Source organism: Roseateles sp. P5_E11, assembly GCF_054049355.1.
This window is the reverse complement of record NZ_JBFUMO010000013.1, coordinates 16272-29293: the sequence shown is the minus strand read 5'-3', so window position 1 is coordinate 29293 and position 13022 is coordinate 16272. Positions and strand designations below refer to the sequence as shown.

General features: G+C 67.1%; 16 protein-coding genes and 2 pseudogenes. 12 read left to right on the top strand and 6 right to left on the bottom strand.

Translation table 11 applies throughout. The features are described 5' to 3' along the window. The coding region (locus ACXJKR_RS02275) for an isochorismatase family protein (RefSeq protein ID WP_457320383.1) at positions 1-282 on the bottom strand (282 nt) is incomplete at its 3' end. 167 nt (positions 283-449) lie between these two features. Here ACXJKR_RS02275 and ACXJKR_RS02270 point away from each other — a divergent pair. Both ACXJKR_RS02270 and ACXJKR_RS02265 read left to right on the top strand, forming a co-directional pair. Then, positions 450-950 (top strand): endonuclease V, encoded by a 501-nt coding sequence (locus tag ACXJKR_RS02270; RefSeq protein WP_457320381.1) that lies wholly within the window; start codon positions 450-452, stop codon positions 948-950. A gap of 131 nt (positions 951-1081) precedes the next feature. Beyond that, a complete protein-coding gene (locus tag ACXJKR_RS02265) occupies positions 1082-2092 on the top strand; it encodes an alpha/beta hydrolase (protein WP_056205432.1) in 1011 nt (336 codons plus the stop codon). Between the two features lie 266 nt (positions 2093-2358). Here the strand turns inward: ACXJKR_RS02265 and ACXJKR_RS02260 are convergent. Next, positions 2359-2676 (bottom strand): annotated as a pseudogene (locus tag ACXJKR_RS02260) (NIPSNAP family protein); the annotation flags it as partial. Positions 2677-2758: 82 nt separating this feature from the next. On the opposite strand from ACXJKR_RS02260, the pseudogene ACXJKR_RS02255 reads away from it, so the two are divergent. Continuing rightward, a pseudogene (locus ACXJKR_RS02255) lies at positions 2759-2910 on the top strand (IS30 family transposase); the annotation flags it as partial. A gap of 312 nt (positions 2911-3222) precedes the next feature. Beyond that, the gene (locus ACXJKR_RS02250; protein WP_457320385.1) at positions 3223-4305 is read left to right on the top strand and encodes an alpha/beta fold hydrolase; all 1083 of its coding nucleotides are present in this window, start codon (positions 3223-3225) and stop codon (positions 4303-4305) included. Positions 4306-4440: 135 nt separating this feature from the next. On the opposite strand, the gene ACXJKR_RS02245 is transcribed toward ACXJKR_RS02250, so the two are convergent. Then, positions 4441-5226, bottom strand: coding sequence for an SDR family NAD(P)-dependent oxidoreductase (locus ACXJKR_RS02245; protein ID WP_457320379.1), 786 nt, complete (start codon positions 5224-5226; stop codon positions 4441-4443). Between the two features lie 170 nt (positions 5227-5396). On the opposite strand from ACXJKR_RS02245, the gene ACXJKR_RS02240 reads away from it, so the two are divergent. From ACXJKR_RS02240 to ACXJKR_RS02220, 5 genes are read left to right on the top strand one after another with little or no spacing between them, the layout of a single operon-like run. Next, a complete protein-coding gene (locus ACXJKR_RS02240; protein WP_457320378.1) occupies positions 5397-6116 on the top strand; it encodes a GntR family transcriptional regulator in 720 nt (239 codons plus the stop codon). Further along, complete coding sequence (locus ACXJKR_RS02235; RefSeq protein WP_056205423.1) at positions 6113-6901, top strand: transporter substrate-binding domain-containing protein; 789 nt, start codon at positions 6113-6115, stop codon at positions 6899-6901. Before ACXJKR_RS02240 ends, ACXJKR_RS02235 begins: the two co-directional genes overlap by 4 nt. An 18-nt stretch (positions 6902-6919) precedes the next feature. After that, positions 6920-7588, top strand: coding sequence for an amino acid ABC transporter permease (locus ACXJKR_RS02230; RefSeq protein WP_056205422.1), 669 nt, complete (start codon positions 6920-6922; stop codon positions 7586-7588). After that, on the top strand, positions 7585-8238 hold the full coding sequence (locus ACXJKR_RS02225; protein ID WP_457320376.1) for an amino acid ABC transporter permease: 654 nt from the start codon (positions 7585-7587) through the stop codon (positions 8236-8238). The genes ACXJKR_RS02230 and ACXJKR_RS02225 overlap by 4 nt, the downstream gene beginning before the upstream one ends. Then, entirely contained in the window at positions 8222-9004 is a 783-nt protein-coding gene (locus tag ACXJKR_RS02220; RefSeq protein WP_056205419.1) for an amino acid ABC transporter ATP-binding protein, read from the top strand. Before ACXJKR_RS02225 ends, ACXJKR_RS02220 begins: the two co-directional genes overlap by 17 nt. Here ACXJKR_RS02220 and ACXJKR_RS02215 read toward each other — a convergent pair. Then, positions 8990-9883 carry a LysR substrate-binding domain-containing protein gene (locus ACXJKR_RS02215; RefSeq protein ID WP_457320374.1) on the bottom strand — a complete coding sequence of 298 codons (894 nt, stop codon included), beginning with the start codon at positions 9881-9883 and terminating at the stop codon, positions 8990-8992. The genes ACXJKR_RS02220 and ACXJKR_RS02215 overlap by 15 nt on opposite strands. An 81-nt stretch (positions 9884-9964) precedes the next feature. On the opposite strand from ACXJKR_RS02215, the gene ACXJKR_RS02210 reads away from it, so the two are divergent. Genes ACXJKR_RS02210 through ACXJKR_RS02200 form a run of 3 tightly spaced genes read left to right on the top strand, consistent with a single transcriptional unit; the run spans position 9965 to position 11541 of the window. Continuing rightward, entirely contained in the window at positions 9965-10711 is a 747-nt protein-coding gene (locus tag ACXJKR_RS02210; protein WP_457320372.1) for a sulfite exporter TauE/SafE family protein, read from the top strand. Positions 10712-10765: 54 nt separating this feature from the next. Further along, entirely contained in the window at positions 10766-11149 is a 384-nt protein-coding gene (locus ACXJKR_RS02205) for a DUF427 domain-containing protein (RefSeq protein ID WP_457320371.1), read from the top strand. 11 nt (positions 11150-11160) lie between these two features. After that, positions 11161-11541, top strand: coding sequence for a DUF1801 domain-containing protein (locus ACXJKR_RS02200; protein WP_457320369.1), 381 nt, complete (start codon positions 11161-11163; stop codon positions 11539-11541). Here ACXJKR_RS02200 and ACXJKR_RS02195 read toward each other — a convergent pair. Then, positions 11538-12116 carry an HD domain-containing protein gene (locus tag ACXJKR_RS02195; protein ID WP_457320367.1) on the bottom strand — a complete coding sequence of 193 codons (579 nt, stop codon included), beginning with the start codon at positions 12114-12116 and terminating at the stop codon, positions 11538-11540. The genes ACXJKR_RS02200 and ACXJKR_RS02195 overlap by 4 nt on opposite strands. Before the next feature lie 78 nt (positions 12117-12194). Beyond that, positions 12195-13019 carry a class I SAM-dependent methyltransferase gene (locus ACXJKR_RS02190; RefSeq protein WP_457320365.1) on the bottom strand — a complete coding sequence of 275 codons (825 nt, stop codon included), beginning with the start codon at positions 13017-13019 and terminating at the stop codon, positions 12195-12197. Between the last annotated feature and the right edge of the window lie 3 nt (positions 13020-13022).

The following is a 13022-nucleotide window of genomic DNA, read 5'->3' as shown; positions in this document are numbered from 1 at the left end:
CTCCAGGCCACTGTGGGTGAAGGCATCGGGCACGTTCTTCTCGACGACGTGCTCGTCGTCGCGCGGCGCCAGGGCAGGCTGGAACTCCGCGCCGGGCTGGCCCGGCCAGAACGGCGATCCGGGTGTGCGGGAGATGTGGCGAACGTGCACGATGGGTGCGCCGGCGCGGCGCCAGGCGTCCAGCAGGCGGGCGATCTGCACCTCGGCCTGCGGGTTGTTGCGCACGCCGGAATGGGGCCAGGTCATGCCGACCTGCATGTCGATGATGAGAAGAAGCGGCATGGGATAAAAGAAGGCAAGGTGTCAGCGGCTGGTTTCGAAGCCTGCACCCCTCACAGGGACGGCTGCGGCCGTGCGTTTACCAGCGTCGCCACGCTGACGCCGTGCATCGTAGGGCGAACGCAGGAGGCTTCAGCCGGCGGCACTCCCAGAGCGGCTCATACTCCTGCATGAAACTCGTAGTGGCTGTTCATTTCGATGGCGCGCAGGCGAATGCTGCCGCTGCGGCCTTCGACGCCTGGGATGCCGCGGAAGCGACGCAGACTTACATCTCGCACATCACCCATGTCGAGAAGGCCGTGCGAGGAGAACTCGACCTGCGAGAGCTGCCCTGTGTGATGCAACTGCTGCGCGAGCACAGCCTGGAACCGGAGCTCATCCTGGTTGACGGCTTTGTCCATCTGGATGCTGACGAAACGCCGGGCCTTGGCCAGCACCTGTATCACGCGCTGGGTGGCAAGGTGCCCATCGTGGGTATTTCGAAGCGGCGCTTGCCGGGCCTTTCGGCGCAGTTCGAGGTCATGCGAGAAGAGGAAACGCCGCCGCTGTTGGTGACGTGCGCGGGCATCGACATTGGCGCGGCCAAGGCGCGATTGCGCGCCATGCACGGCAGGAAGCGTGTGCCCACGCTCATGAAGCTCGCAGCTCGCCTTGCGAAGAGCACGGATTGATTCCGCGCTGCGGGTCACTGGCCGGTGTCGGCTTTGGGGTGGGCCGACTGCCGACGCGCGACTATCCTCGGGCGGCGAGCAGCTAACGTCAGCAGCGGGCGAACAATTCGGCTTTGGGTAGGACGATCAGGATGCGCACAACCTCGAACATGGCCGCCGGTGCGGTCCATCGCCTGGCGATTGACAGCCAGGTGCTCGCTGGCAATCTGCTCGGCGACCCCACGCTGCGCGCCATCGACGTCTACGTTCCGGCGGGGCATGACGGCCGCGGCCTGCCGCTGCTGGTCGATATCGTGGGGTTCACCGCGGGCGGGCCGGCGCACACCAACTGGAAGAATTTTGGCGAGAACCTGCCTGAGCGGCTCGACCGCTTGATTGCGACCGGCGCCATGCCGCCCGTCGTCGTGGCCTTCCCGGACTGCTTCACGCGCCTCGGTGGCAATCAATATGTGAATTCGGCCGCGGTAGGACGCTGGGACGATTTCCTGCGGGCTGAGGCAGTGCCCTTCGTCGAAGCCCGCTTTGGCTGCGGCGGGCCGGGCCGGCGAGGCATCTTCGGCAAGTCCAGCGGAGGTTACGGCGCGATGGTCCATGCGCTGCTGCATCCGGACTTCTGGAGTGCGGCGGCCGTGCATTCCGGCGACATGGGGTTCGAGCTTCTCTATCGACACGAATTCGTTCCGGTGCTTCGGGCGCTCGCCAAGAAACCCGAGATCGGCGCGTGGGTCGACGCCTTCTGGCAGGCCAAGAAGGTCAAGGACAGCGACGTGCACATCCTCATGATGCTGGCTCAGGCGGCGAGCTTCGACCCGGATCCTTCAGTTCCCTATGGCGTTCGCCTGCCGGTGACGCTGGATACCTGCGAGCTGATTCCCGAGCGCTGGGCGAACTGGATGGCCTGGGACCCGTTGAGCCTTGTCGAAGAGCATGGGCGCGGACTGGTCGCGCTCAAGGCCCTGTACATCGACTGCGGCGATGTCGACCAATACAACCTGGTCTATGGCGCCAGGCGAATGCACAAGCGGCTTCTCGCCATGGACGTGCCGCATGTGTATGAGGAATTCAGCGACGACCATACGGCGGTCGACTATCGGATGGACGTCAGCCTGCCGATTCTGGCCAAGGCGCTCGCTCAGCCATGAACAGCGCAAATCAGGGCGAGCGTCGGAAAGCCAGATGGCCGGCCATCGTGCTCGGGACTGTCGCGGCCTTGGTCACTGCGGGTGCCGTGTCGTGGGCCACGCCGGACGGCAACCTCGTTGTGACCCTGGTGCCAGCGCTGGCAGTTGGTCTGGTCGTATTCGGCGTTGCGTTGTGGCGCTTGCGCCGTGTCCACGCAGGTCCTTGAAGCCGACTCTTCTCTCGATTCAAGGTTTGAGACCTGCCCGGCCATTTTCGATTGGGAGACCTACTCGCTCGCCGGCTCAAGGAAGCATCGTCGATAGCTCTTGAAGGGCGGGTCCGCGAACCGCGTATTGGCCTCTATCCCTTCAGGGTCGGCCGCCACGCTTTCACGGTAGCGGCGGTAGGCGTCGTCGTCAGAGAAGGCGAACAGGGCGACGGCTTCGTTTGCGGGGCCGGTGGCGCCCAGGCTCGCGAAGCTCATGGCTGACCCAGCCGGCGCCTCGCGTGGCATGAAGAAGCCGTGGTGGATGCCGCCATGGCGGCGGATGAGGCGGACCCAGGTGCGGGCGTAGTCCGCGAACTCGTCCAGTCGATGGGGGTCAAGTTCGTAGCGAACTTCGCAAACGAGCTGTTAGTCGAGCATGGGACTCAAGTGTCTTTGTGCGCAGCAGGGGTGTTGATGGAAAGAATACCTGCCAAAGGGCATCGACATCTCTGGCTAACCCAACTACAGCTCAACTCGATCGCAAGACAATTGAACGAGAGGCCGCGCAAAACGCTCGGCTTCCAAACGCTCGCTGAGAGATTCAGCGAATGTGTTGCGTTGACCTGTTGAATCCGCCGCCTATAGCGGGCATTCGACCGGCACGCCAATCCCGGGATTTCGGCGCGGCAGTTCGGCGATGGGCGAGACGTGACGATCTCGAAAGCCGCGCACTTCGTGCGACGGGTCGCCGCTGAAGACTTCATGCGAGTCGATTGAGATAGCGCCTCGCCACGGTTGCCCGGCAAGGAGGGTTTTCCAGCTCGTGTTGYCGCTTCAGACACGCTCCACTGGCAGGCCAAAGTAAGGGCTGGGGCATCCTTGGCCGGGACGCAGTCGGGCCCAATCCAAGGTGCAAGTGCCGCATGCCAAGAGGAGCCCAACATGATTCCCGATGTCGGCTTGAAGTGGGTGATCAGTGTTGCCACGCTCGCCCTGACCGCATTCACCGTTCTGTCCGCCGACGCCGCGGACGCTCCCGCAGTCAAGGAGGGCGACTGGGTGGTGCGGGACTTTCGCTTCCATACGGGCGAGGTGCTTTCCGAGCTTCGCATTCACTACACGACCGTCGGCGCGCCGACGGGCGAGCCGGTCCTGGTGCTGCATGGCACCACGCAGTCGGGCACCAGCATGCTCGCTGCCGCCTTTGCCGGTGAGCTGTTCGGTGCGGGTCAGCCGCTGGATGCCAGCCGCTACTTCATCGTGCTGCCCGACGCCATCGGGCACGGCAAATCGAGCAAGCCGTCCGATGGGCTTCGGATGGCTTTCCCCAAGTACAACTACGACGATCTGGTCGACGCTCAGCATCGGTTGCTGACCGAGCATTTGGGCATACGCCACCTGCGGCTGGTGCTGGGTTTCTCGATGGGCGGTATGGAGACGTGGCTCCTGGCCCAGAAGTACCCCGACATGATGGACGCCGCAGTACCCATGGCCTCGTTGCCGGTGGAGATGTCCGGCCGCAACTGGATGCTCAGGCGCCTCATCATCGACTCCATCCGCAACGACCCCGATTGGCTCAACGGCGGCTACACCAAACAACCACGCAGCGCGCAGTTCGCCTCGGTTTTCTATGGCCTGGCTACCAGTGGCGGCAACCAGGCACTCAACAAGATCGCACCGGTGCGGGCCAAGGCGGATGAGCTCGTCAATAGCCGCCTGGCCGCCGCCTACAGTGCCGACGCCAACGACGTGCTCTACCAATGGGAGTCGTCACGTGACTACAACCCGGCCGCCGGGCTTGAGCGCATCACGGCCACGTTGTTGGCCATCAATTCAGCCGATGACGAGCGCAATCCACCCGAACTGGGCGTGATGGAGCGCGACATCAAGCGCGTGAAGAACGGCCGTGCCCTGCTGATACCCGCGTCCGACCAGACTGCGGGCCACGGCACGGTCTTCCAGGCAAAGTTTTGGAAGAAGGAGCTGATGGAGCTGTTGCAGGCGGCCCCACGTGAGGCGAAGTAGGTGCGAGATGGCAGCTCTACATGCACGCTCGTTTCAGGCGTTGGGTTTCGGCGCCGCGCTCAATGCGCCTCCGCTTCCTGCATGTCCCATGTCCCCTTCCAGCTTGAAGCAGCCTATAGCGCCGGACTGGCCTCCCTAAAACGCACTCTTCGTCGTCCCCCCATCCACCCGCAGCGCCGCCCCCGTCGTGGCCGAGGCCAAGGGGCTGGCGACATAGGCCACCAGGGACGCCACTTCCTCGGGCGTCCCGAAACGCTTGATCAGCGAGGTCGGCCTGACCTTCTCGAAGAACTCGGTCTCGAACTCGGCAAAGGATTTGCCGTGGGAGACTTGCTCGACGAATTCATTGACGCCGCGCGAGCGCGTCGGGCCGGGCAGCACGCTGTTGACGGTGATGCCGGTGCCGGCAAGGGACTCGGCCAGGCCACGCGAGACGGCGAGCTGGGCCGTCTTGGTCATGCCGTAGTGAATCATCTCCGCCGGGATCTGCACGGCGCTTTCGCTGGAGATGAAGATGATGCGGCCCCAGTTGGCCGCCTTCATCGCCGGCAGCACCAGCCGCGCCAGGCGCACGCCGCTGAGCACGTTGACGTCGAAGAAGCGCTGCCAGTCGGCGTCGGGGATGTCCTCGAAAGGCTTGGCTTCGAAGATGCCCAGGTTGTTGACCAGGATCTCGATGCCGGGGTGCGCGCGCACCAACGCCTCGGCCACGTCAGGCTGGCTGAGGTCGCCCGCAAAGCCGAACACCTCCTGGCCGGTGGTGGCATTGATCGACGTGACGGCGGCGTCGACCGCGGGCTGCATGCGGCCATTGACGATGACGCGTGCGCCCTCGGCGGCCAGGGACTGTGCGATGGCATGGCCGATGCCGGCCGTGCTGCCCGACACGAGGGCGAGGCGGTTCTTCAGTTGCAGGTCCATGGCAAGCCTTCCAAAAGGAATGAAGCTAGCCGATGCGGAACGACCCGATCCGCATTGGGGCTGTTCCGCACCGCGCCGGTGCGACAAGGCGCCCAGCCGGCCCAGTTTTGTGCGCATGACTTGCATACAAGCCAGATGAGCGCTGGCATGGAAGCTGCAAAGCCCCCGCCATGGGCATCTCGGCCACCGACATCAGCCAGCGCATCATCGAAGCGGTGCTTGCGCAGAAGCTCGCGCCTGGCGCGCGGCTGGGTGAGCAACAGCTGGCGATGCTGTTCGACTGCAGCCGCACCATCGTGCGCGAGGCGCTGACGCGGCTGGCGGCGCGCGGCATCGTCACCGTCAGCGCGCGGCGCGGCTGGTATCTGATCGCGCCAACGCCGGACGAGGTGCGCGAGGCCTTCGAAGCGCGCCGCGTCATCGAACTGGGCCTGATCCGCGGCCAACCGCAACTGCCCGCCGACGCGATCGCGCGGCTCAACCAGCATCTGCAGCAGGAACAGGCGGCGCTGCGCGGCGACGACGTCGGCACGCGCAGCTTCCTGCTCGGTGACTTCCATGTCTGCCTGGCCGAATGCCTGGGCAACAGCCTGCTGGCCGACACGCTGCGCGACGTCACGGCGCGCACGACGCTGATCGCGATGCGCTACCAGTCCTCCCACGACGCGGCGCTGTCCTGCCAGGACCACGTCGCCATCGTCGAAGCCCTGGCCGCAGGCGACAGCGCCCGCGCCGAGGCGCTGATGGCCGAGCACCTGTCCAGCGTGCAGGCCGCGCTGCGCCTGCCCGCCGACGACGACCCGCTGCAGCAGCTGCGCGAAGCCCTCGCGCCGCTGCCTTCCACGACTTCCTCCACCGCCGAACCCGCCTACCTAGGAGCCCTGCTATGACCTTGACGCTTTCCCGCCGCCTGACGCTGATCGCCGGCCTGAGCCTGTTGGCCGCCGCTGCCCAGGCCCAGACCGCGCTGGACACCATCACGAAGAGCAAGGCGATCAAGATCGCCATCCCGACGGACTACCCGCCCTACGGCTTCGTCGGCCCCGACATGGCGCCGCAGGGCCTGGACGTGGCGGTGGCCCAGCTCATCGCGGCCAAGCTGGGCGTCAAGGTGGAGCTGGTGCCGGTGACCAGCGCCAACCGCATTGCCTATCTGCAGACCAAGAAGGCCGACCTGGTCATCTCGACGCTGGGCAAGAACCCCGAGCGCGAGAAGGTCATCAACTTCAGCGCCGCCTACGCACCCTTCTACCAGGCCGTGTTCGCGGCCAAGAGCCTGCCGATCAAGACGTGGGCCGACCTGGGCGGGAAAAGCGTGGCCGTCACACGCGGTGCGATGGAGGACCAGGAGCTGGCCAAGGTGGCACCCGCCACGCTGGAATACAAGCGCTTCGAGGACAACAACGCCACCATCGCCGCCTTTGCCGCCGGCCAGACCCAGCTGCTGGCCACCAGCGCCGCCGTGGCCGGCAATCTGATGCAGCGCAACCCGGGGCTGAACACCGAATACAAGCTGCTGCTCAAGGACAGCCCGTGCTTCGTCGGCGTCGCCAAGGGTGAGGACGCGCTGCTGGCCAAGGTCAACGACATCATCGCGGCGGCCAAGGCGGCCGGTGAGCTGGAGGCGCTGTCCAAGAAGTGGCTGGGCCGTGGCACCGGCGACCTGCCGCTCTGACGCGAAGCGAGCGAAGCCATGATCAGCTTCGATTTCCTCGCGGTGCTGGCCGAATGGCCGCTGCTGCTCAAGGGCCTGGCATGGACGCTGGGGCTCACCCTCATCGCGACGCCGCTGGGCCTGCTCATCGCCACGCTGGGCGCCTGGTCGCGCGCCAGCGGCCCGGTGTGGCTGCGCCGCCTGCTCGGTGCCTACGTCGAGCTGCTGCGCAACACGCCCTTCATCGTGCAGCTCTTCTTCATCTTCTTCGGCCTGCCGGCTGCGGGCGTGAAGCTGTCGCCCGAGGCTGCGTCGCTGATCGCGATGACGCTCAACCTGGGCGCCTACGGCACCGAGATCCTGCGTGCCGGCATCCAGGCCACGCCGCGTGGGCAGTGGGAGGCGGCGCAGAGCCTGGCGCTCAGTCCCGTGCAGGTGTTCACGCGCGTCGTGCTGCCGCCGGCGTTGCAGCGCGTGTGGCCGGCGCTGACGAGCCAGATCATCATCGTCATGCTGGGCTCGGCCGTCTGCGGGCAGATCTCCACCGAGGAGCTGAGCTATGCGGCCAACCTCATCCAGAGCCGCAACTTCCGCGCCTTCGAGGCTTTCATCATCGCGACGCTGGCCTATCTGGCCCTGGCCATCGCAGCGCGCAAGCTGCTGAGCTGGGCCGGCCCGCGCTTCATCTTCGGAAGGCGGTCGGCATGATCGAGTTCACCCTCTGGGACATCGTGCGCAACCTGCTGCTGGCGCTGCGCTGGACGGTGGCCCTGTCGGCCATCGCCTTCATCGGCGGTGGCGTGGTGGGCGGCCTGCTGCTGACGCTGCGCATCGGCATGGGCGCCCGCACCCGGCGCGCCATCGCGCTGTACGTCCAGCTGTTCCAGGGCACGCCGCTGCTGATGCAGCTTTTCCTCGCCTACTTCGGCCTGGCCCTGCTGGGCCTGGAGGTGTCGGCCTGGACGGCCGCGGCACTGGCGCTGACGCTCTACACCAGCGCCTACCTCGTCGAGATCTGGCGCGGCTGCGTGGACGCCGTGCCGCGCGGCCAGTGGGAGGCGGCACGCAGCCTGGCGCTGAGCTTTGGCGAGCAGCTGCGCCACGTCATCCTGCCGCAGGCCGGTCGCCTGGCCATCGCGCCGACGGTGGGCTTCCTGGTGCAGGTCATCAAGGGCACGGCGCTGGCGTCGGTCATCGGCTTCATCGAGCTGACCAAGGCGGGCAGCATGATCGCCAACGCCAGCTTCAAGCCCTTCCTCGTCTTCGGTTGCGTGGCGCTGCTGTACTTCGCGCTGTGCTTCCCCGTCAGCCTCTTGGCACAACATCTGGAAGGCAAAGCCCATGGCCGCCCAACTTGAAGACCTGCAGGCCGCGCCCGTCGTGCCTGGCGCCCCCATCGTGCGCATCACCGCGCTGCGCAAGTCCTATGGCGCCAACGAGGTGCTCAAGGGCATCGACCTAGACGTCCTGCGCGGCGAGGTCATTGCCATCATTGGCAAGAGCGGCTCCGGCAAGAGCACGCTGCTGCGCTGCATCAACGGGCTGGAGCAGTTCCAGGACGGCTCGCTGACCGTCAATGGCAAGCCGCTGCTCTACGAGAGCGCGATGGCCATGCGCGCGCTGCGCCAGCAGGTGGGCATGATCTTCCAGGGCTTCAATCTGTTTCCGCACCTGAGCGTGGGCCGCAACGTGATGCTGGCGCCGACGCTGGTGAAGAAGCGCAGCGCGCACGAGGCGGCCGAGCAGGCGTCGAAGCTGCTCAGCCGTGTCGGCCTGGCCGAAAAGTTCGACGCCATGCCCGACCAGCTCTCCGGCGGCCAGCAGCAGCGCGTGGCCATCGCCCGCGCGCTGGCGATGGAGCCGGCGGTTTTGCTGTGCGACGAGATCACCTCGGCGCTGGACCCGGAGCTGGTGGGCGAGGTGCTGCGCGTCGTCGAGACCCTGGCCGACGAAGGCATGACGCTGCTGATGGTCACGCACGAGATGAGCTTCGCCCGCAAGGTGGCGGACCGCGTCATCTTCATGCACCAGGGCCGCGTGCACGAGATCGGCCCGCCGGCCGCGCTCTTCGGGGCGCCGCAGACGCCGGAGCTCAAGCAGTTCCTGTCCTCATTGCACGACTAGAGCATCGAGCAGCGCGGCGGCGCCGGGCGTGAGTTCGCCGAAGCACAGCAGTAACTGGCGCACGGCCCAGGCATCACTCAGCCGGCGGACACGGACACGTGGACCAGCCAGCCGCGCCGCGGTCAGTGCCGGCACGACAGCCACACCGACGCCATCGGCGACGAGGCGCAGCATGGCGTCGAAGCCCTGCACCTGCACGCGGTGGTGCAGGCCACGGCCATGCTGCAGCGCGCGGGCCTGCAGGAAGCGGCTCAGGCCCGCCTCTGCCGGCAGCCCGACGAAAGGTTGGGCCAGCAACTCGGTGAAGGCGATGTCCCGTGCCCGGCCCTTCACCCATGCGGCGGGCAGCACGGCGACGAGCTCGTCCCGACGAAAGGGGCGCGTCGCCAATCCTTCGGTATTGACGTAGTCGGCCACGATGCCGAGGTCCGCGCGCTCCTGGCGCATGGCGAACAGCACGTCCTGGCTGTCCAGTTCGCGCAGCTCCACGTCGATGTCCGCGTGGGCTGCGAGAAAGGGGCCGAGCAGCGGCGGCAGATGCTCGCTGATCGCCGCGGTATTGCACAGCAGCCGCACCGTGCTGCGCACGCCGTGCGCATGCGCGGCCATGCCGGCGTGCAAGGCCTCCATCTCGCGCTGCAGCCGACCCGCATGGCGCAGCAGCGTGCGGCCGGCGTCGGTCAGCGTGACGCCGGTCTTGGCGCGTTGCATCAGCACCGCGCCCACGACCCGCTCCAGCGCCTGCAGCCGCGTGCTCGCGGCCGCCAGGGACAGGTGCACGGCCCGTGCACCGGCCGTGATGGTGTGGCCTTCAGCCACGGCAGCGAACAGGCGCAGGTCGAAGGGGTCGATGCGGTAGTGGGGGTTGCGTGCGGTCATGGCTCATCCTTCGGCAATGCCTGAGGATAGGCGCGGCTTTGCGCGATGGACGCAGGTGGCCGGCGCGCGGACCATGTCGGCATGGATGACATCGAATGGCTGTCGGCGAGCCTGCTGGGCTGGGTGGCACTGGCGTTTTTGCTGGCGGGCCTCGTCAAGGGTGTGTCTGGCATGGGCCTGCCCACGCTGGCGATGGCATTGCTGAGCCTGCACCTGCCGGCGGCACCGGCCGCCGCGCTGATGCTGCTGCCGGCGCTGCTGACCAATGTCGCCCAGTGCCTGGGCCCGCACGCGGCCGGGCTGTGGCGGCGGCTCTGGCCGCTGTGGACCGGCCTGGTGCTGGGCACRTTGTTCGCCCCGGTGCCCAGCCTCGGCACGGGCCATGGCGGCGCGCGGCTGGCGCTGGGCGCAGTGCTGGTGGCCTATGGCGTGTTTGGTCTGTGCCGGCCGCGGCTGCCGGACCTGGGCCGGCATGCCGGCTGGCTAGGTGCGCTGGCCGGTTTGCTCGGCGGTGCGGTCAGCGCGGCCACCGGCGTCTTCGTGCTGCCCATGGTGCCTTTTCTGCAATCCCTGCAGTTGCGGCGGGGCGCCTTGATCCAGGCTCTGGGCATCAGTTTCATGCTGGCCTCCCTCGCCCTGGCTGCACGGCTGGGCGGCCTGGATGCGGCAGCGCCGCCCGACCCCTGGGCCAGCGGCGTGGCGTTGGGCGCGGCGTTTGCCGGCATGGCGCTCGGCGCGCGCCTGCGCGAGCGCCTGCCGACCCTGATGTTCCAGAGGGCGCTGTACGCCATCTTCCTGCTGCTGGGCTTGCTGATGTTGCGGCGCTAGGAACGGCGATTGCCGCGGGACGGGCCGTCGCCGTTGACGCATGAAAGGACCCCCATGAGCAAATCCCCCGGTCACCGTGACCATCCCGAACACACCGTTGCCGAGACCCGTGTCGCCCACCGGGTCACGGCCAGCATCGACGGTCAGGTCGTCGCCGAGTCCGACGACGTCATCCGTGTCGACGAGGCCGGCGCGCCGCCGCGCCTGTACTTCCCGCGCGACAGCGTCCAGGTCGACAAGCTCGAACGCAGCGACACCCAGACCCACTGCCCCTTCAAGGGCGATGCGAGCTACTACAGCATCACCCAGAGCGGTCGCAGCCTCAAGGACGCGATCTGGTCCTATGAAGCGCCCTATGACGAGCACGCCGCACTGAAGGGCCGTATGGCCTTCTACGACGAGAAGCATGCCGGCATCACCTTCAGAGAAGCTGGCTAAGCTTCGGTGCCATGAGCACATCAAACCCCACGCCGCCGGCCGCAGCCCTCATCGACGAACGCATCGAGAGCCTGGGCGGCTGGCGCAGCGAGATGCTGGCCGCGCTGCGGGCGCTGATCCACGAGGCCGACCCCGACATCGTCGAGGAGTGGAAATGGAGCAATCCGGTGTGGTCGCATGACGGCATCGTCTGCACCGGCGAGGCCTACAAGAGCGCCGTGAAGATGACCTTTCCCAAGGGCGCTTCGCTGGCCGACCCGAAAGGTCTCTTCAACTCCAGCCTGGAAGGCAATGTGCGTCGCGCCATCGACTTCAAGGAAGGCGACAAGATCGACAAGGCGGCGCTGAAAGCCTTGATCAAGGCGGCTGTGAAAGCCAACCAAAAGGCCTAAGCCTTCATCGCCGCCTTGTAGACCGACTGGCGCGGCTGGGCCATCAGCCTTCTGAGCATCGGCTCGAAGAACGCCAGCGGCAGCGCCTGGGCGTGCGGGTCGAAAGCCGGGTTGTCGTAGCGCTCGACGAACTCGGCCGTGCGCCCGAAATGCGGATGGCCGCGGAACTGCTCGCGCATGTCGCGATCCAGGCCGATGTGGTGGAAGAAGTTGTGGCCCTGGAAGATGCCGTGCTGCTGCACCATCCACAGGTTCTCTTCCGTCACGAAGGGCTTGAGGATGGCGGCGGCGATGTCGGGGTGGTTGAACGAGCCCAGCGTGTCGCCGATGTCGTGCAGCRGCGCGCAGCAAACGTACTCCTCGTCGCGCCCGTCGCGATGGGCCAGCGTGGCGGTCTGCAGGCAGTGCGTCAGCCGGTCGACCGGGAAGCCGCCGAAGTCGCCGTCCAGCAGGCGCAGATGCTCGAGCACGCGGTCAGGCAGGCTGCGGGCCATCTTCATCGCCTCGGGCACGATGAGACCCCAGTCTTCGCGGCTGCTTTCGTCCATGCGGGTGAAGGTGGCGCGTGCGGTCATGACGGCTCCAAGCGGTGCGGCGATTCTGCGCGGCCGGCGCGGTGAGGGGCTGTCACCTGCGGCACTGTGCGGCAACCGCTATCCCGCCGCCACGATCACATGGGCCTGGATCTTGCCCGCCACCACGCCTTCGCCGTGGCGGCTGGCGATCGCATCGGTGGCACGGTCGATGGCGAGCTGGAGCAGGCTGGCGTCGCGTGCCTCGATCTCGTTGCGCAGCGGTGTTCCCTGGCAATAGGCCGTGGCGGCGGCGCGAGCCGAGGATGCGTGACTCAGCTTCGCGCGCGTGTCGATCGTGATCTCGGTGAAGCCCGCGCGACTCAGGTCCGCGCGGATCAGCGCAACGTCGTGATAGCCGTGCGGTGTGCGGGCGAGAAAGCGCGGCGGGTCGTGCGCAAACACCGTGGCGACGGCGTGAGTGACCTCGTCGGCAAAGGCGTTCTCCTCGATGCGGTCCCAGACGGTGAAGACAAAGCGCCCAGCGGGCTTGAGCACGCGCCGTGCCTCCGCGTAGCCGGCGGCGCGATCAGGAAAGAACATCGCACCGAACTGGCAGCAGACGACGTCGAAGGCGCCATCGTCGAAGGGCAGGGCCAGTGCATCCGCCTGCCGCCATTCGATGCGGCTGTCGGCGCCTTGCTGGCTGGCGGCGTAGTCGAGCATGGGCTGGTTCAGGTCGGTCACCACGTAGCGCGCGGCGGCGCCGAGTCTCGGCGCCAGCGYGCGGGTGACCGCACCGCTGCCGGCGGCCGTTTCGAGCACGGTGCGCGGCGAGCCGGCCGCGACCAGCGCCGCCGTGTCGGCGGCATAGCCGTCGAAGATCAGCGGGACCATCAAGGTGTCGTAGAGCCTCGGGATCGAGCCCGCGAACAGCTTGTCGCTCGTCTTGTCGCTGTCAGCCATGAG

Bases quoted from the DNA above. Each gene is read 5' to 3' on its own strand.
- ACXJKR_RS02270 (WP_457320381.1), top strand. From the start codon at position 450: ATGAAACTCGTAGTGGCTGTTCATTTCGATGGCGCGCAGGCGAATGCT.
- ACXJKR_RS02265 (WP_056205432.1), top strand. From the start codon at position 1,082: ATGCGCACAACCTCGAACATGGCCGCCGGTGCGGTCCATCGCCTGGCG.
- ACXJKR_RS02250 (WP_457320385.1), top strand. From the start codon at position 3,223: ATGATTCCCGATGTCGGCTTGAAGTGGGTGATCAGTGTTGCCACGCTC.
- ACXJKR_RS02245 (WP_457320379.1), bottom strand. From the start codon at position 5,226: ATGGACCTGCAACTGAAGAACCGCCTCGCCCTCGTGTCGGGCAGCACG.
- ACXJKR_RS02240 (WP_457320378.1), top strand. From the start codon at position 5,397: ATGGGCATCTCGGCCACCGACATCAGCCAGCGCATCATCGAAGCGGTG.
- ACXJKR_RS02235 (WP_056205423.1), top strand. From the start codon at position 6,113: ATGACCTTGACGCTTTCCCGCCGCCTGACGCTGATCGCCGGCCTGAGC.
- ACXJKR_RS02230 (WP_056205422.1), top strand. From the start codon at position 6,920: ATGATCAGCTTCGATTTCCTCGCGGTGCTGGCCGAATGGCCGCTGCTG.
- ACXJKR_RS02225 (WP_457320376.1), top strand. From the start codon at position 7,585: ATGATCGAGTTCACCCTCTGGGACATCGTGCGCAACCTGCTGCTGGCG.
- ACXJKR_RS02220 (WP_056205419.1), top strand. From the start codon at position 8,222: ATGGCCGCCCAACTTGAAGACCTGCAGGCCGCGCCCGTCGTGCCTGGC.
- ACXJKR_RS02215 (WP_457320374.1), bottom strand. From the start codon at position 9,883: ATGACCGCACGCAACCCCCACTACCGCATCGACCCCTTCGACCTGCGC.
- ACXJKR_RS02205 (WP_457320371.1), top strand. From the start codon at position 10,766: ATGAGCAAATCCCCCGGTCACCGTGACCATCCCGAACACACCGTTGCC.
- ACXJKR_RS02200 (WP_457320369.1), top strand. From the start codon at position 11,161: ATGAGCACATCAAACCCCACGCCGCCGGCCGCAGCCCTCATCGACGAA.